This is a genomic window from Streptomyces sp. NPDC059092 (assembly GCF_042756365.1).
Lineage (GTDB): Bacteria > Actinomycetota > Actinomycetes > Streptomycetales > Streptomycetaceae > Streptomyces.
The window spans coordinates 1-16,178 of sequence record NZ_JBHZEJ010000079.1; the positions used below are offsets into that span (position 1 = coordinate 1).

A 16,178-nucleotide genomic window follows, 5' to 3' on the forward strand; every position below is an offset into this window, starting at 1 on the left:
CGGGCCCGCGGCGCCGCGGGTTTCGGGGGGCGCTGCGGGCGGCCGGGAGCGCGACTCCATGTTCCGCAACGCCTACGCGCTCATGCTCTCCACCGGCGTCTCCGCCGCGCTCGGCCTCGGCTTCTGGCTCGTCGCCGCCCGCTACTACACCGAGGAGGCCGTCGGCCAGGGCTCCGCCGCCATCGCCGCCATGCGGCTGCTCGCCTCGATCACCGCGACCACCATGATCGGCGCGGTGGTCCGCTACGTCCCCCGGGCCGGCCGGGCCACCGGGCCGCTCGTGTGGCGCGCGTACGCCGTCAGTTCGCTCGTGGTGTGCGTGGCCTGCGCGGTGTTCCTGGTCACGCTCGATCTGTGGGGCCCTTCCTACGCGCCGCTCGGCGGCCCGACGGCCGGGCTCGTCTTCACGGCGTCCTGTGTCGCCTGGGCGCTGCTCACCCTCCAGGACGGGGTGCTCACCGGGCTGCGGAAAGCCTTCTGGGTGCCGGTCGGCAACGCCGTCTTCTCCATCGGCAAGCTGCTCATGCTCGCCGCGTTCGCCACCGCGCTGCCCGTCCTCGGCGTCTTCGTCTCCTGGGCCGCGGCCATCGCCCTCTCCGTACTGCCGCTGGGCTGGCTGATCTTCCGCAGGCTCATCCCGCGTCAGGCCGCCGCCGACCACGACCGCGAACCGCCCCGGCTCCGGGAGATCGGCCGGTTCCTCGCCGGTGACTCGGTCGGGGCGCTCTTCAGCCTGGCCATGATCAACCTGCTGCCGGTGATGGTCGCCGTCCGCTTCGACTCCGCGCACAACGCCTTCTTCTACACCGCCTACACCGTGGGCGGCACGATGGAGTTCATGGCCATCAACATGGCCTCCTCCCTCACCGCGCACGCCTCGCACAGCCCCGACCGGCTGGCGGAGGGCGTACGCGGGGCGCTGCGCCGGATGACGCTGCTGCTGGTGCCCGTGGTGCTGGTGCTGGTGGTCTTCGCGCCGCAGATCCTCACGCCGTTCGGCGCCGACTACGCCGAGCACGGCACCACCGTGCTCCGGCTGCTCGCCGCCGCCGCGCTGCCCCGCGTCGTCGTCGAGCTGTACATCGGGGTGCTGCGCGTGCAGGGCCGTACGGGCATGCTCGCGGTGCTCCAGGGCGCCATGTGCGTCCTGGTCCTGGGCAGCGCGCTGGTGCTGCTCGGGTCCGCCGGGATCTCCGGCGCCGGGCTGGCGATGCTGCTGTCCATGACGCTGGTCGCGCTGGTCGCGGCGCCGGGGCTGCGCGCGGCGCTGCGCTACCGCCACCGTACGAAGGACGGCGCCGACTGGGCCGGCGTACGGCGTACGGGGGCGGCGCGGGACGGCGAGGACGCGTACTACGGGACCTCCTGGGCCCGCAGGGCCGCCCTGCGCCGCGCGGTGGTGCCCGGGGCGCCGGAGGATCACGGGGCCGGCGACGCGCGGGCCGAGGAGGACGCGGCGTACGGCACGACCTGGGCCGGGCGCACCGCCTACCTGCGCGGCGCCCACGACGCGCCGACGCCCGCCTTCGGCATGCCCGTACCCGTTCCCGTACGGGGTTCCGGGCACGCGCCCGCGCACCCGCCGGGGCGCGCCGACCGGATCGACGAGAGCCGGACCGTCACCGTGCTGTGGCTGCTGCTCGGTCTCTCCGCCGGGCTGTTCTGGACGCCGCTGGCCCGGCTCGGTGACATCGGCCGCGATCAGCTCACCGGCGCGCAGCTTCTGGACGTACTGCCTCCTCTCACGCTCGTCGCGGGCATGCTGCTGATCGTCGTCCAGTGCGCCGCCGTCTCGCTGGAACGGCCGGGGCCCGTACTGCTCGCCCTCGGGCCGCTGATCATTTTCGCCGCGCTGCACACGGCGCCGCCGCTGCTGGGCGTACGGCCCGACCGGGCGTCGGGGCTCTGGCACCGGCAGGTCGCGGACGCGCTGGCGGGGATGGCCGGTCCTGCCGGGCGTGACGGGCTGCTGCGCGCCCTGCCGGTCGTCCTGCAACTGCTCTGTCTGACGCTGGTCGCCCTGATCCTGTGGGCGCTGAGGGCGGACGGGCGGGTCGTGTCGGGGGTGGTGTGGGTGCTGGCGGTGGCCGGGTGGTCGGCGCAGGAGCCGCTCGCGGCGGTGGCCCTGCCGGTCTTCCTGGGGCTGTCCGCAGTGACGGGCGGGGTCCTCCTCGTCGTCCTCCTCGTCCGCCGGGCGGGGAGCGAACGAGGAGCACAAGGTGCACGAGGCGTACCGGACGTACCGGGTGTACGGCGTCAGCGTGACGGGACCGGCTGGCGGAAGTAGTCGTCGCGGCCCGCCTCCCGGTAGCCCTCCAGCGCCGGGCCCTGGTTGACGGTCAGGTCGCAGTGGGGCCCCGGCACCGGCCGGTTCCAGTGGACCAGCGCCTTCACCTGCGGCATCGCACGCGCGGCCTTCGGCACCTGCTCGTACCAGCCGCGCTGCCGGTCCGGGTCGTCCGGGTCGGGGGCCGTACTGAACTCGGAGAGCATGAGGGGCTTGCGGTCCGATATGTTCGCGCGCAGCCAGTCGTACGTGGGCCGCTGACTGGCGTCGAAGTCCAGCCAGCGCGCGTTCCGCTGGCAGCGGTAGTAGTTGTACTGGTCCATGCCGATCCAGTCGACGTACGCGTCGCCCGGATAGAGCGACTTCATCAGTGCCGCGTTCCCCAGATAGCCGGAGACCGTCCACACCCACACCACGTTGTCCACGCCGAGCTTCTCGAACCGGTCGTGAAGATGGCGGTAGGCGGCGACGAACTCCTCGGGCGTGCCCGCGTCCGGCGTGCGGAAGTCCGTCTCCTGGTCGAAGGAGAAGAAGACCCGCTTGCCGTACGCCTTGAGCCGCCTGGCCTGCGGATCGATGATCTCCTCGTCGAACTTCCCGGCCGCGACATCGGCCCAGCCGAGCTGTGTCTCCGTCCAGTTCTCGTGGTGCGGCTCGGTCCATACGGTGGACTCCCAGGCCAGCATCAGCATCCGGTCCCGGCCCAGCTCCTGCTCCTCGGGGGTCAGCAGCACTCCGTCGCGCCGGGTGTTGGACATGTCGTGGTAGTTGTAGACGAGATCGAGTTTGCGCCCGATCTTCTTCTCGAAGTCGTGGACGGCGTCCGTGAGCGAGCCGTTCGCCGCGTACGGGACGTACGCGCCCCACCAGGCCCCGCAGGGCGGCTCCAGCCTCTCGCCCGGCGCGCACGGCCCGTGCGGCAGGGCGCCGGAGGCGGCGTTCTCCGGCAGTGCCGGGCCCGCGTCCTCGTCGCCCTTGTCCGCCCGGGCGACCCAGACCCCGAGCCCGGCCAGCAGGGCGCCGACGGCGGCCAGGACCAGCGCCAGGTACGTGCCGCGGCCCGCGCCGCGCAGGGGTCGTGCCGTCATAGAGGACTCTCCGCATGAGGTTTGGCGCGCTCGGCCGCGCCTCGGGTCGCGGCCGGCAGGGGTACGGCGGGCAGCGGGGCCACGACCGTGCAGAAGACCGCGAGCGAGCCGAGGAACAGCGGGGCGGAGAAGCCCGCCACGAGGAAGAGCGCGGTGGCGGTGAGGGTCGCGAGGGAGAGGCTGAGCGGCGCGGCCAGCGCCAGGGCCTCCAGCCGGGCGGCGGGGCGCAGGCTGCCGGGCAGCGGGAGGAGCAGGGCGCATCCGGGGCCGAGGGTGACGAAGAGCAGGATGGGGATCCAGCGCAGCGGCTCCCCGTCGGGGAGTGCCGTCGCCGCGAGGGCCGGCCACCCGGAGAGCGCGAGCCCGGCTCTGAGCCAGGGGCGGGGCCGTGGATGCACCAGGGCCACCGCGCGGGCGAGGCTTCGGGTGTGGCGGTGGGGCTGGGGCTCGGGGGCCGTGTGGTGGTCCATGACGGCTGCCTCCGCGTTCGTCATCGGGTCGGAGTGGTGGGGACGGCGGGGGTGGGTGGGGGCGCGGGGAGCGGCGCGGGGGTCTCCACGTGTTCCAGCAGGAGGCCGTACCTGCTCTCCTCCAGGACTCTGAAGTGCGGTGACCTCTTCAGCGCCTCGCTCATCCGGGCGAAGCTCCCGGCCGGCAGATATCCCTCGCCGATCGTGGCCTTCTCCTGGGACGGGGTGAGGATCACGTACGCCGGACGCCCGTCCGGTATGCCCGCGTCGAGGTAGCGGGCGGGGTCCTTGAGCATGGTCAGGTTCTCCGGCACTTCCTGTTCGGTGAAGAACCAGCGCTCGTAGTGGTCGTAGCGGTAGTACGCCCCCGGGAACGACCCGGTGGTGGCGAGGATCAGCGAGCCGTCCGGCGCCTGGTCGTAGGCGCGCTCGACGAACGCGTTCTCGGCGGGGGGCGCGTACTGCATGCCCTCTTTTCCGTAGTACGAGGGCAGGAAGCCCACGAGCAGGGCGGCCAGGGCCACCGGGAGCACCAGGGCCGTGGCCCGGCGGGCGATACGCCGGGCCTTCTCCCGCCCGGCGACGGACGGTACGAGCGCGGCGGCGGCGAAGAACGCCGTGCCCGGCAGCCCGAACAGATAGACGCGGAAGAGCATTTCGCCGCCGTAGTCGTTCACGGCGAAGAGCGGCACGGGCGCGGCGGCGGCCAGCAGCAGCGGCAGCGCGCTCCGTACCAGCCTGCGCCGCAGCAGCACGGCGACCGCGGCCAGCCCGCCCAGGACGAGCACCATCAGGATGTTGGCCGTGCCCACCAGCTCCGGTCCCGGGCCGGTCGGTTCGCCGGCGAATCCGGGGCGGGAGTTCTTCAGCAGGTCGCCCGCCGAGTCCCGCAGGGTGGCCAGCGTGTCCAGGAAGAGGACGCGGCCCATCGTGAGGTCCCAGACGAGCATGATGAGGCCCGTGACCACGAGCAGCCCGATGTTGCGGTAGCGACGCGTCAGGCAGAGGGCCACCAGCGTCATGCAGAGCATGACGGGCGTGAGTTGGTGCGAGGCGTTGACGGCGCCGATCAGCGGGGCGAGGATCGCCACGCAGATCGCCCGCTGTCTCAGGGTGGTGGGCGGCGGTACGGAGGTCGCGGACGGATCGAGCCGGGACCGCTCGCGCAGCCGCCCGGCCGATCCGGGCCGTACGAAGTGCCGTACGACCACGGCGAACACGGTCAGGAAGAGCAGATAGGCGAAGGCCTGCGGGGCGAGGTAGTCCTGGCCCACCCAGTTGGCGAGCTGGAAGATCCATACGGCGGTCCAGACGAGACGCCAGTCGTCGGTGAAGGTGCGGTAGATCAGCACCAGCACCGGGAGCATCAGCAGCCCGAAGAGAACCGGCGCCCAGTTGGTGTACGAGGCGGCTCCATGCACCCCGAAGGCCCTGATCAGGGCCGCGTTGAGCGAGAAGAAGCCCGGCCACTGGTCGTACGCGGACATCCCGCCGGAGAGCCGCGCCTGCGGATGGAAGGTGCCCTCGGCGAGCAGCCGCGCTATCACGGCGTCGTGCTTGGACGCCCAGGCGTAACGCACGGAGTCGTAGAGGATCCCGGGAGGCGCCTTGAGCGCGACGAGCATCGCGACGCAGTAGGTCAGCGGCCACCACGGGGCGGTCCCGGCCCGGCGCAGGCTGATGAGGAAGCCGGCGGAGAGGACGGCCAGCGAGGCGTAGAACGCCACCGGGAAGCGGTCGAGGAGCCCGAACTCCCCGATGTCACGGAACCCGATCCGGGGTAAGGACCAGGTCCAGAGGACGGCGGCGATCAGCAGCGGCGGCCACGTGAGGAACCGCTGGAAACGGATCAGGAACGACGGCCCCGGGCCCCGGCGCGGCGGAAGGGGCGGGCCGGACAGGCCGGACGGGTCGGGTAATGGGGGCAGGCGCGGGTTTGTGCGGGGCGGGGCGCCCGCGCCCGGACCCGCGCCCGGACCCAGGCCCGGGCCCGGCGCTGAGGATGTCGTGGACGCCGCGGATGTCGCGCTCGGCGCGGACGCCGTGCTCGCGGCAGATGCCGCGGGCGCTCCGGATGCTTCCGTTCCCGGGCCGGCCGCAGCGCCAGGTTCGGGAACGGAGCCGTTCCCCGGACCGTCGTCGGAGCCGGTCTTGATGTCGGTACGCGTGGTCATGAGATCCCTTCCCCCCTTGTCACACTCCGTCACTACCCACCGCCATCCATGACTATCCGTGACTACCCGGCGAATTCCGGTCCCTTCACCCGGGCCCGCGCGCCCCGGTACAGCCGCCAGCCCACCGTGGCCGGTGAATCCCGGTACGGCGCGACCCTCATCCGCTCCCCCGCCGCCGCTCCGCCCGCCATCCACGCCGCGATGTCCGCCGCGGTGTGCGTACGGCGCACGATGAGCCGGGCGATGCGGTACGCCTCGTCGCGACCTGAGCTGAGGGCGTGCCGTACGGCGACGGCCGAGGCGTACCCCACGCCCTCGGCGGCCCGGCGCACGGCGCGGCTGTTGTAACCGTGCGGATAGGCGAGGTGCGCGACCTCCTGGCCGAGCACGTCCTCCAGCGTCTCCTTGGATTCGCGCAGTTCGCGCCGCAGGGCGGGCCCGCGCAGGGTGTCGAGCTGGGGATGGGTGACCGTGTGCGCCCCCACCTCCACGCCGTACGACTTCAGCAGGCCCGCCTGCGCGAGCGTCATCATCGGCGCGGGCGGCAGCAGGCTGGTGCGCCCCCGGGTGATGGCCCCGGTGGTCAGATAGGCGGTGGCCGGCAGGGTGCGGGCGGCGAGCGCGTCGGCCGTCGGGCCCGGCAGATCGGCGAATCCGTCGTCGAAGGTGAGGACGACGGGCCTGGCCGGCAACGGCGCGCCCCGCGTGAGATGCCCGGCCAGGGTGGAGACGGGGACGGGCGTACGGCCGCAGGCGACGACCGCGTCGAGGTGGGCGGCGAAGTCCCCCGGCGTGACGGTGAATTCGGCGATCCAGGCGGGCGGGTCGTCCATCACGGCGTGGTAGAGGAGGACGGGGATCCGGTCCGGTGCGTCTCGCTCGGTCACGGCGCGCCCCCGGCCGCCTCGTCACGCGACCCGTCGCGCAACCCGGCGGGCGCACCGGCGCGGGCGCGCAGGCGGATCCCGATCCGCGCCCTGGCGTAGCCGAGCGGCCCGTACAGCATCCCCCGGCGCTCCAGGCGCGAGAGGGAGCGCGGCCAGGGATACGTCTGCGCGCCGTGTGCCGTGATCGCGCGGGCGTGCGCCAGGCCGCGTGGCACCTTCGCGAGCAGCGCGGGCAGCAGGGCGGGGTGGCGTACGAGGATCGCGGTGAGGTACGCGGTCAGGCCCGCGCCGTATCCGTACGCCTGGTTCCGCAGGTCCTGCCAGGTCTCGCGGTGGTGGTGCCAGACCAGCGCCTCCGGGGTGTAACGCAGCCGGTGCCCGGCGGCCAGGACGCGGACGAAGGCGTAGAGGTCGTCGCCGCCCTTCGCGGGCGTGCCGGTGCCGGTGGCCGGGTCGAAACCGCCGACCGCGCGCAGTACGTCGGCGCGGAAGGCCATGTTGGCGCCGGAACCGAAGCTTCCGGCGGCGAACGGGAAGAGGGGTTCGCCGGCGGGCGGCGCCGCCGGGTCGTACAGCCGGGGCGCGAGTCCCTTGGCGAAGCCCCCGTGGCTCTCCAGCAGGATCTGCGCGGGGGTGGTGAGCCGGGCGGGGAGGATGAGGCCCGTGGTGCAGCCGAGGCCCGGGTCGGTCGCGAAGGGTGCGGTGAGCGCGGAGAGCCAGTGCGGATCGGCGATCACGTCGTCATCGGTGAAGGCGAGGACCGGGGCCGCGCGGTCCGCCGCCGCGATGCCCTGGTTGTGGGCGACGGCCAGGCCGGGGCGCGGCTCGTGCGCGTAGTCGACGCGGCCGGCGTAACGCGACGTGACGAGGTCGCGGGTGGCGGTGGTGACGGGCGCGTTGTCGACGACCAGGACGCGGAAGTCGGGATGGTCCTGCGCGAGGAGCGAGTCGAGGGCACGGGCGAGTGGGCCGGCGCGCTCGCGGGTGGCCACGACGACAGTGGTAGGAGGAACGGTGGTAAGGGGAGGGGGCAGGTGCGTGGCTGGGGGCGGGGACGTCGGTACGGCCCGGCCCTGCGCACGGTAGGCCGCCACCAGCGCCTCCGCCGGGTCCTGGCCCGCCGTCACCTGGCCCGTCACCGTCGCGACGGGCCTGCCGTCGATCCGTACGAGCGCGAACACGGCGCCCTCCCCGACCGGAGGACCGCCGGGTGCCGGGCGGAGGGACCGCACGGCGCCGTCGGCCGCGCGGAGATCGAGTTCGGCGACGGCGACGGCCTTGGGGACCGGCAGGCCCCGGGGCGCGGGACCGGCCGGCGCGCCTCCCGCTGTTCCACCCCCGGTCCCGCGGGCTCTGTGCGGTGTGTACGTCATCGGCTCCCCCTGTTCCGTTGATGCGCTCCACTGCGGTGCCTCGTACCGTTGTTCCGCGCGTGGTCCCGCCGGTCCGTCACCTGTCCCGCAGGCGGCCCACCCGGTTGAGTGCCGTCTTCGCGTACGCGGCCAGCCGGGGCCGCTCCCGTACGAAGCCGTGCGCCCGCCGGGCCGGCTCCCTCCCCAGGTGGTGGAGGGCGGCCCGCACGCCCGGACGGGTCACGGCGCCCTCGTAGACCTGTGGTCCGCCCGTCTTGAGCGCGTCCTTGTACTCCGCGGGACCCCGCCCCAGGTCGAGCACCCCGATCCCCGCCGCGGCGGCGGCCCGCGCCATCCGCAGATGCAGGATCAGGCCCGGCGAGAACCTGGCGAACTCCGGGTCGTACGCCGGGAACCAGCACGACAGCACGGTGCGTGAGCGCAGCCCGAAGTGCGCCGCCACCGGGCGGTCCGCCACGTACAGCACGGAGAGCACACCCGAACAGCCCGGCGTACGGGTCGTGGCGAGCTGCCGTACGAGTGCGCTGATCCACTCCTTGGCGAAGCGGTCGCGGCGGCCGGTCCTGCGGTACTGCGCGGACTTCCACTCCATGAGCGTGCGCAGCGCCGCCGGGTCGCGTTCGTCGAAGACGAAGCGGACCTCGCCCTCCTGGCGGCCGAGCCTGCGCTCCTTCGCGGCCGTCGTACGGAAGAACTTGGGCGACCGGGCGCGCAGGGCCGACTCGTACGCCTCGTACCCCTCCCCGACCTCGATCACCGGCGACTCGAATGCCGCCGGTTCAGCGGCGTCGGCCGGGACGAACAGCAGCTGTCCCGCTTCGAGGCTGTCGAACTCCCAGGCCGCCAGCGAGCAGCCGCGGAGCAGTTCGCGCGCCGTGAGCCGCAGTCCGCCGCGGAACACTCCGCCCTGGCAGTCGGAGACGCCGAGGCCGATGGCCCTGCCGCGCCCGAGCGGTCCGCGTTCGTACGGGAAGAAGCCGACGGGCTCGCCCGAGCCCCTGCTGGAAGCGGCAGGCGGCCCTGTCCCCTCCCGTACGACGGCGACGCGCGCGCCCGGCCGTACGCGGCCCACGGCCAGGGTGAACTCCGGCTCCATGAACGGGTTGGCCGGGGCCCCCGACTTGGCGCGCAGCTCGCGCCAGGACTCGATTTCCGCTTCGTCCAGATCCGCGGGCGCCACCACGCGCAGGCGCGCGGAACTCCGTACATCGTTCAACTCGACCCCCCGGTCGCATCCCCCCGCGAGCCCGTGTCCCCTGTGGGCTCACACTCGACAGGACGGTACCGGCCCAAATCGCTCCGGGACAGGGGCAGTCGCCCATCTCGTCACGGATCGGGGAATCACGCGCGACGGGTGCGACCTGTGGTGCTGACGGTCCTGGAGGTGACGGAACCGGGCGCGCCGCCGAGCGACTCCTTCCGTCACCTCGCACCTGCTCATAGGATCCGGGTGAGGAGGGTTCCCGTGCCCCAGACACCGTCCCGGCCCCCGTCCACGTCCGCGAATCCGTCGCCGTACCGGCTCGACCCGGCCGGCTCCTGCCCGCACGCCCTCAACGCCGAGATGCTCGCGCGGGGCGCCGTCGCGGAGGTCGTGCTGCCCGGCGACGTACCGGCCATGGCGGTCGTCGGCCACGGGGCGCTGAAGGAGTTCATGAGCCATCCGGACGTCGCCAAGGGCGCCGAGCACTTCGCGGCGCTCCAGGAAGGGCGGATCCCGGTCGGCTGGCCGCTGACGACGTTCGCGACCGTACGGGGCATGGTCACCGCCGACGGCACCGAGCACCGGCGGCTGCGGTCGCTGGTCGGCAAGGCGTTCACGACGCGGCGGGTGGAGGCGCTGCGGCCCGGCGTCGAGCGGCTGACGGCGGAGCTGCTGGACGGGCTGGCCTCGGCGGCGGCAGCGGCGGAGGACGGGGTGGTGGATCTGCGGGCGCACTTCGCGCTCCCGCTGCCGATGAACGTGATCAGTGAGCTGCTCGGGGTGGACGAGGAGTTCCGGGGGCGGCTGCACACGCTCTCGACGCGGTTGGTGAGTACGGACATCGCCCCGGAGCAGGCGGTGGCCGCGAACCAGGAGATGGTGGCCGTGCTCGGCGCGGTGGCCGCGTCCCGCAGGGAGCGCCCGGGGCGGGACCTCACCAGCGCCCTGATCGCCTCGCGGGACACGGACGGAAGCGGCGGGGCGGACGCCGAAGGCGACCTCGACGGCAACGGCAACCGCGACGGCGACGGCGACCGCGACCGCGACCGCGACAAGCCGGCGTCGAGCGGCGACCGGCTCGGTGAGCACGAACTCATCGGCACGATGCTGGTGATGATCGTGGCCGGCCATGAGACGACCCTGAACCTGATCACCAACGCGGTCCGCGCGCTGTGCGCCCATCCGGACCAGCTGGAGCTGATCCGGACCGGCGGCGCGGACTGGGCGGACGCGGTCGAGGAGACCCTGCGCTGGGACAGTCCGGTCAGCTTCTTCCCGTTCCGCTATCCGACGCGCGAGGTGACGGTGGACGGAACGGTGATCCCGCGCGGCACGCCCGTGCTGGCCGGGTTCTCGGCGGCGGGCCGCGACGTCGCGGCGTACGGACCTGACGCGGACCGCTTCGATGTCACACGGCGCGCCACGACGCGCCATCTCTCCCTGGGACATGGCGCGCACTACTGCCTGGGCGCCTCTCTCGCGCGAATGGAGACCACCATCGCCCTCCGGCAGCTGTTCACCCGCTTCCCGGACCTGAGGATCACGGTCCCGGAGACGGATCTGGCCCGCCAGCACAGCTTCGTGGGCAACAGCGTGCGGGAACTTCCGGTGGTGCTGGGGCGGCCGGCGCCCTGAACTTCCTTTGATGTGCGTGGCTCTCGCCGCCGTACAGGCGTCTCAGGCGCCCTCGGACACCCTCGGACACCCTCGGACACCCTCGGACGTCTTACAGACGCAGCCCCACGGCGAGTGCGATGGTCAGCCCCAGCGTGCAGACCGCGATCACGAACCAGGCCTGTTGCTTCCCTTCCGGGCTCATGGCCGGTACCGGCCTTCGCGTTCGCGCTCCCGCAGGTAGTCCATGAACGTGCGGCACATGCGCGCCAGTGCCCGCATGTGCACCCAGTTGGCCATGGCGCCGGTGCCCGGCCCGCTGTCGGTCAGGTCGTACCAGTCCTTGAGCGCTCCTTTGGTCCGTACGGTGTGCTCGGTCTCGGGGATCGCCTCGACGAGGGAGACGAGCCCCGCGCCGTGGCCGACGAGCCGGTGGGTGAGGTCCGCGATCTCGGTCGGCGGCGGCATCATGCGATGCGGTGCCAGGGCGCGATCGGCGTCGAGACCTATGGCGTTGTGGTCCACTGCCTGCTGCTGAACAGCGTGCTGGGCATGCGGAGTGTGTGAAGTGTGCGGAGTCTGCGTGGAGTCGGCGGTGTAGGTGGTGAGCGCGTTTTCGGCTGTGCCACCTGTTCTGTTGTCTGTCACTGTGGTCACCTTGGCCCCCGTCTTCGTGTGCTGTGCTGCTTGGCCCTGTTGAACAGAAAACAGCCTGAAGACCCTCCACGAGTACCGTGGAGAACAGTCTGATGATGAAAGCCATGAACGCTTGGGGGAGTTGGACACATGGCGAGTAATTCCCGCACACCCAACACCGGCCTGGCCGGTTTGCTGGCGCAGGCGAAGTGGTCCCGCGCGCAGTTCGCACTGATCATCAACCGCATCGGCGCCGAGGCCGGGCTCGAACTCCACTACGACCAGTCGGCGGTCTCCCACTGGGTCGCGGGCACCATGCCCAAGGACCAGGTCAGGCCGCTGATCGTGGAGGCTTTCGCACGGAAACTCGGACGTCCGGTCACCCACTCGGAGGCCGGCCTTCCCGTCGTACGGTCCGCTCGTTTCTCCATGTCGTCCGGACAGCTGCCGGGCCGTTCGGACCCCGCGGGTTCCGGCGCCGGCGGCCCCTCGGGCACCGTCCGTTCCGCAGGCTCCTCGGGCTCCTCCGGTCCCTCGGGTTCCTCGGGCATCTCCGGCCTCGCCGGCGACTCCGGCATCTCCGGTGCCAACACGCTCGAAGAACTGGTCGACATGGGGAGAGCAGACATGGATCCGTCACGACGCGGCCTGATCGCCGCAGGTCTGTTCTCCGCCGCCGTCGTCGTTCCGCTCTTCCCCGATCTGGCCCACGCGGCAGCCCCTTCGACCCCCGCTCCGGGAAAGCGGACCGTACGTATCGGCGCGCCGCAGGTACAGGCCGTACGCACAATGACGGACCGGATAGCGGACATTCTGGATGAACTCGGGGGCGGTCACGCGCGCCCGATGGCCGCCGCTTTTCTGGTGAACACGGTCATGCCGTGGCTGAAGGCGGAAGCCGCCGAGTCCGTACGCAACGACATGCTGGCCGCCGCCTCCGATCTGGTCTACCTGACCGGCTGGATGGCGATGTACGAGCGGGCGCACGGACTGGGCCAGCAGTACTACCTCAGGGCCCTGGAACTGGCCGGTTCCGCCGGGGACCACGTCACGTACTGCCGCACACTGCGCGGCATGTCGCTCCAGGCGTCGAACCTCGGGTACGGCAAACGGGCGCTGGAACTGGCCGACTCGGCCGCCGAGGCGTCGCCGAAGGCCGAGCCGCGTCTCCAGGCGTTCCTGTCCGGGCAGCAGGCGCACGCGGCGGCGATGGTCGGGGACAAGCGGCAGGCGTTCGGCCGGCTGCGTCAGACGGAGGCCGCCCTGACCAAGGCGGACAACCGGCGCGAGTCCGTCGGGGGGTACGACAGGACCGCGTACCTCTTCCATGTGTCGCACGTGCTGTACGAGTTCAAGGATCTGCCGGGCTCGATCACCGCGCTCCAGCAGTCCTTGCAGGTGCAGCAGAAACACGAGCGGCAGGGCCGCGTCCACTTCCTCGCCGTCCTGGCCCAGCGCCAACTGGAGCTGGGGCATCTTGAGGCGGCGTGCGGGAGCTGGTGGCAGTTCCTGGACGACTACGAGCACGTCTCGTCGGCCCGGGGGGACGAGCACTTCGAGACGATGCGGCGCAGGCTGAGGCCGTACGCGAAGACCCTGGCCGTACGGAAACTGCTGCCGAGGATGGACGAGGTCGCCGCGCTGAAGGGGTGAGGGGCCTCGCCCGCCTTCCGGGTCGGGTGGAGCGGTGTCAGTGGACGCGGGCGCCGCTCCGCCAGACCGAGGAGACCAGCGGGACCCCTGGCCGGTAGGCCAGGTGGACGTGGCTCGGGGCGTCGAGGAGGGCCAGGTCGGCGCGGGCGCCGGGGGTGAGGCGGCCGATGTCCGGCCGGCGCAGGGCCGCCGCGCCGCCGGCCGTGGCGGACCAGACCGCCTCGTCCGGGGTCATGCCCATGTCGCGTACGGCGAGGGCGACGCAGAACGGCATCGAGGAGGTGAAGGACGAGCCGGGGTTGCAGTCGGTGGAGAGCGCGACGGTCGCGCCCGCGTCGAGCAGGCGACGGGCGTCCGGCCAGGCGGCACGGGTGGAGAACTCGGCGCCTGGCAGCAGGGTGGCCACGGTGGCGCCGTTCGCGAGGGCGTCGACGTCCGCGTCCGTGAGGTGCGTGCAGTGGTCGGCGGAGGCGGCGTCGAGTTCGACGGCGAGCTGGACGCCGGGACCGTACGAGAGCTGGTTGGCGTGGACGCGGGGGTGCAGGCCCTTGGCGCGGCCCGCGGTGAGGATCGCGCGGGCCTGGTCACCGTCGAAGGCTCCCTGCTCGCAGAAGACGTCGATCCAGCGGGCGTACGGGGCGCAGGCGTCCAGCATCTCCCCGGTGACGAGGGCGACGTACGCGGCCGGGTCTGCGGCGTGGTCGGGCGGGACGATGTGCGCGCCGAGGTAGGTGACCTCGTCGGTCTGCTCGCGGGCGATCCGCAGGGCGCGGGCCTCGTCGGCGACGGTCAGCCCGTAGCCGGACTTGGTCTCCTGCGTGGTGGTGCCCTGGCGGAGCGCCTCGGCGAGGTAGCGCGCGACGTTGGCGGCCAGTTCGGCGTCGGTCGCGGCACGGGTGGCGGCGACGGTGGTGCGGATGCCGCCGGCGGAGTAGGCGCGGCCGGACATGCGGGCGTTGAACTCCTGGGTCCGGTCGCCCGCGAAGACCAGGTGGGAGTGGGAGTCGACGAAGCCGGGGAGGGCGGCCCGGCCGCCGGCGTCGACGGCGTTGTCAGTGGCGGGTGCTTTGCTGGATTCACCGACCCAGGCGATGCGGTCGCCGTCGATGACGACGGCCGCGTCCTGGATCAGACCGATGGGGGTTCCGTCACCGAGAGAGGGGTCGTTGGTGACCAGACTGGCGATGTTGGTGATGACGGTCGTGGTCGTCGTCATGGGGATGCTCTCCTTCGGCCGCGGCGCGGACGGTGGTGGCGCCCGCACGGACCATGGTGTCGGCGACGGCGCGGGCCGTGGCGTCGATCGCGGGGGCCGTGGGGCCGATCGCGGGGGCCGTGGGGCCGGCGGCGTCAGCCGCGCAGGGCGGCGATGGACCGGTCGAGGGCTGCCGGGACGTCAGGGATCAGGGCATGGGTTCCGTCGCGTACGACATGACGGCCGCCCACGACCGTATGGCGTACATCAGCGGCGGAGGCGGCGAATACGGCGGTCTCCGCTCCGAGCCGGGGCAGCGAGCCCGCTGTTCTGACGGAGTCCAGCGCGATCGTGACCAGGTCGGCGAGCGCGCCGCGTTCGATACGGCCCGCGTCGGGCCGGCCGAGGGCCGCGTGGCCGTCGGCGGTGGCCGCGCGCAGCAGCGCCACCGCCGTCCAGTGGCCGCGGCGGCGGGAGCGCAGCCGTTCGTTCAGCTCCATCGCGCGGGCCTCCTCGAAGAGGTCGATGACCGCGTGGCTGTCGCTGCCGAGGGAGAGCGGCGAGCCCGCGCGCTGGAGCCGTTCGGCGGGGCCGATGCCGTCGGCGAGGTCGCGCTCCGTGGTGGGGCACATGCAGGTGCCGGTGGAGGCGGTGCCCAGCAGGGCGATGTCCTCATCGGTCAGGTGGGTGTTGTGGACGCCGGTGGTACGGGCGCCCAGGACGCCGTGGTCGGCGAGCAGCCGGGTGGGGGTGCGGCCGTGGACGGCGAGGCATGCCTCGTTCTCCGCGGTCTGCTCGGAGAGATGGACGTGGAGCGGGGCCCTGTGCTCCTCGGCCCAGGCGGCGACGGTGGCGAGCTGCTCGGCGGGGACGGCGCGTACGGAGTGGACGGCCGCGCCGATCAGCGCCTGGTCGCTGTCCTCGACGGCCGAGGCGAGCGCGGAGGCGCGCTCGGCCCAGGCGGTCGCGTCGCCGTCGGAGAAGCGGAGCTGGTGCTGCTCGGGGGGCTCGCCGCCGCGCCGTTCGGCGATGCCGGAGGAGAGATAGGCGGTGTCGAGGAGGGTGATCCGGATCCCGGCCTCGGCCGCCGCGGCGATCAGGGCTTCGCCCATGGCGTTCGGGTGGTCGTAGGGCGTGCCGCCGGGCGCGTGGTGGAGGTAGTGGAACTCACCGACGGAGGTGATGCCGGCCAGCGCCATCTCGGCGTAGACGGCGCGGGCGAGGGTGAAGTACGAGTCGGGGGTGAGCTTGGCGGCGATCCCGTACATGATCTCGCGCCAGGTCCAGAAGGTTCCGGAGCCGACCTGGACGGTGGAGCGCAGGGCGCGGTGGAAGGCGTGCGAGTGGGTGTTGGCCAGGCCCGGGAGGGTGAGGCCGCGCAGCACGGTGGCGCCGGGGGGCGGGGTCGTGACCTGGGTGCGTACGTCGGTGATCCGGCCGTCCGTGACGCCGACGGTCACGCCGGGCTCGACGTGGGGCCTGCCGTCGGTGAGCCAGGCGTGCTCCAGCCAGTAGGTGCGGGCCGGTTCGGACGGGGCGTCGGGCCCGGTGGACGCCTCGGGCCGGGTGGTGACCTGGGTCCTGCCGGGGGCCGCGG

12 protein-coding genes are annotated in these 16,178 nt (G+C 72.9%); 3 read left to right on the forward strand and 9 right to left on the reverse strand.

Annotated elements, in window-relative coordinates:
- Nucleotides 1–2,287 (forward strand): lipopolysaccharide biosynthesis protein (locus ACFXPL_RS31955; protein WP_384926198.1); only part of this gene is annotated, 2,287 nt, incomplete at its 5' end.
- Here the strand turns inward: ACFXPL_RS31955 and ACFXPL_RS31960 are convergent.
- The 6 genes from ACFXPL_RS31960 to ACFXPL_RS31985 form a co-directional block, all read right to left on the reverse strand.
- Entirely contained in the window at nucleotides 2,257–3,375 is a 1,119-nt protein-coding gene (locus tag ACFXPL_RS31960; protein WP_384926200.1) for a glycoside hydrolase family 26 protein, read from the reverse strand. The two genes, ACFXPL_RS31955 and ACFXPL_RS31960, sit on opposite strands and share 31 nt — an antisense overlap.
- A complete protein-coding gene (locus tag ACFXPL_RS31965) occupies nucleotides 3,372–3,869 on the reverse strand; it encodes a hypothetical protein (RefSeq protein ID WP_384926202.1) in 498 nt (165 codons plus the stop codon). The genes ACFXPL_RS31960 and ACFXPL_RS31965 overlap by 4 nt, the downstream gene beginning before the upstream one ends.
- The gene (locus ACFXPL_RS31970) at nucleotides 3,866–6,019 is read right to left on the reverse strand and encodes a hypothetical protein (RefSeq protein ID WP_384926204.1); all 2,154 of its coding nucleotides are present in this window, start codon (nucleotides 6,017–6,019) and stop codon (nucleotides 3,866–3,868) included. Before ACFXPL_RS31970 ends, ACFXPL_RS31965 begins: the two co-directional genes overlap by 4 nt.
- A gap of 62 nt (nucleotides 6,020–6,081) precedes the next feature.
- Nucleotides 6,082–6,852, reverse strand: a complete 771-nt coding sequence (locus ACFXPL_RS31975; RefSeq protein WP_384926243.1) for a polysaccharide deacetylase family protein — start codon at nucleotides 6,850–6,852, stop codon at nucleotides 6,082–6,084.
- Between the two features lie 50 nt (nucleotides 6,853–6,902).
- Nucleotides 6,903–8,279 carry a glycosyltransferase family 2 protein gene (locus ACFXPL_RS31980; protein ID WP_384926206.1) on the reverse strand — a complete coding sequence of 459 codons (1,377 nt, stop codon included), beginning with the start codon at nucleotides 8,277–8,279 and terminating at the stop codon, nucleotides 6,903–6,905.
- A gap of 76 nt (nucleotides 8,280–8,355) precedes the next feature.
- The gene (locus tag ACFXPL_RS31985; RefSeq protein WP_384926208.1) at nucleotides 8,356–9,495 is read right to left on the reverse strand and encodes a GNAT family N-acetyltransferase; all 1,140 of its coding nucleotides are present in this window, start codon (nucleotides 9,493–9,495) and stop codon (nucleotides 8,356–8,358) included.
- 348 nt (nucleotides 9,496–9,843) lie between these two features.
- Here ACFXPL_RS31985 and ACFXPL_RS31990 point away from each other — a divergent pair, with 348 nt between their 5' ends.
- Nucleotides 9,844–11,118, forward strand: coding sequence for a cytochrome P450 (locus tag ACFXPL_RS31990; protein WP_384926245.1), 1,275 nt, complete (start codon nucleotides 9,844–9,846; stop codon nucleotides 11,116–11,118).
- A gap of 180 nt (nucleotides 11,119–11,298) precedes the next feature.
- Here the strand turns inward: ACFXPL_RS31990 and ACFXPL_RS31995 are convergent, their stop codons facing one another.
- Nucleotides 11,299–11,745 (reverse strand): DUF6415 family natural product biosynthesis protein, encoded by a 447-nt coding sequence (locus tag ACFXPL_RS31995; RefSeq protein WP_384926210.1) that lies wholly within the window; start codon nucleotides 11,743–11,745, stop codon nucleotides 11,299–11,301.
- A 138-nt stretch (nucleotides 11,746–11,883) separates the two neighbouring features.
- Between ACFXPL_RS31995 and ACFXPL_RS32000 the strand changes: the two genes are divergently transcribed.
- Nucleotides 11,884–13,386 carry a hypothetical protein gene (locus ACFXPL_RS32000; protein WP_384926212.1) on the forward strand — a complete coding sequence of 501 codons (1,503 nt, stop codon included), beginning with the start codon at nucleotides 11,884–11,886 and terminating at the stop codon, nucleotides 13,384–13,386.
- A gap of 37 nt (nucleotides 13,387–13,423) precedes the next feature.
- On the opposite strand, the gene hutI is transcribed toward ACFXPL_RS32000, so the two are convergent.
- Nucleotides 13,424–14,602: an imidazolonepropionase gene (gene hutI / locus ACFXPL_RS32005; protein ID WP_384926214.1), complete on the reverse strand. Its 1,179-nt coding sequence runs from the start codon at nucleotides 14,600–14,602 to the stop codon at nucleotides 13,424–13,426.
- 134 nt (nucleotides 14,603–14,736) lie between these two features.
- On the reverse strand, nucleotides 14,737–16,089 hold the full coding sequence (locus tag ACFXPL_RS32010; RefSeq protein ID WP_384926247.1) for a formimidoylglutamate deiminase: 1,353 nt from the start codon (nucleotides 16,087–16,089) through the stop codon (nucleotides 14,737–14,739).
- Nucleotides 16,090–16,178 lie beyond the last annotated feature (89 nt).

Excerpts from the sequence above, each read along its gene's own strand:
- ACFXPL_RS31990 (WP_384926245.1), top strand. The coding sequence starts at position 9,844 with ATGCTCGCGCGGGGCGCCGTCGCGGAGGTCGTGCTGCCCGGCGACGTA.
- ACFXPL_RS31980 (WP_384926206.1), bottom strand. The coding sequence starts at position 8,279 with ATGACGTACACACCGCACAGAGCCCGCGGGACCGGGGGTGGAACAGCG.
- ACFXPL_RS31965 (WP_384926202.1), bottom strand. The coding sequence starts at position 3,869 with ATGACGAACGCGGAGGCAGCCGTCATGGACCACCACACGGCCCCCGAG.
- hutI (WP_384926214.1), bottom strand. The coding sequence starts at position 14,602 with ATGACGACGACCACGACCGTCATCACCAACATCGCCAGTCTGGTCACC.
- ACFXPL_RS31970 (WP_384926204.1), bottom strand. The coding sequence starts at position 6,019 with ATGACCACGCGTACCGACATCAAGACCGGCTCCGACGACGGTCCGGGG.
- ACFXPL_RS32000 (WP_384926212.1), top strand. The coding sequence starts at position 11,884 with ATGGCGAGTAATTCCCGCACACCCAACACCGGCCTGGCCGGTTTGCTG.
- ACFXPL_RS31975 (WP_384926243.1), bottom strand. The coding sequence starts at position 6,852 with ATGGACGACCCGCCCGCCTGGATCGCCGAATTCACCGTCACGCCGGGG.
- ACFXPL_RS31960 (WP_384926200.1), bottom strand. The coding sequence starts at position 3,375 with ATGACGGCACGACCCCTGCGCGGCGCGGGCCGCGGCACGTACCTGGCG.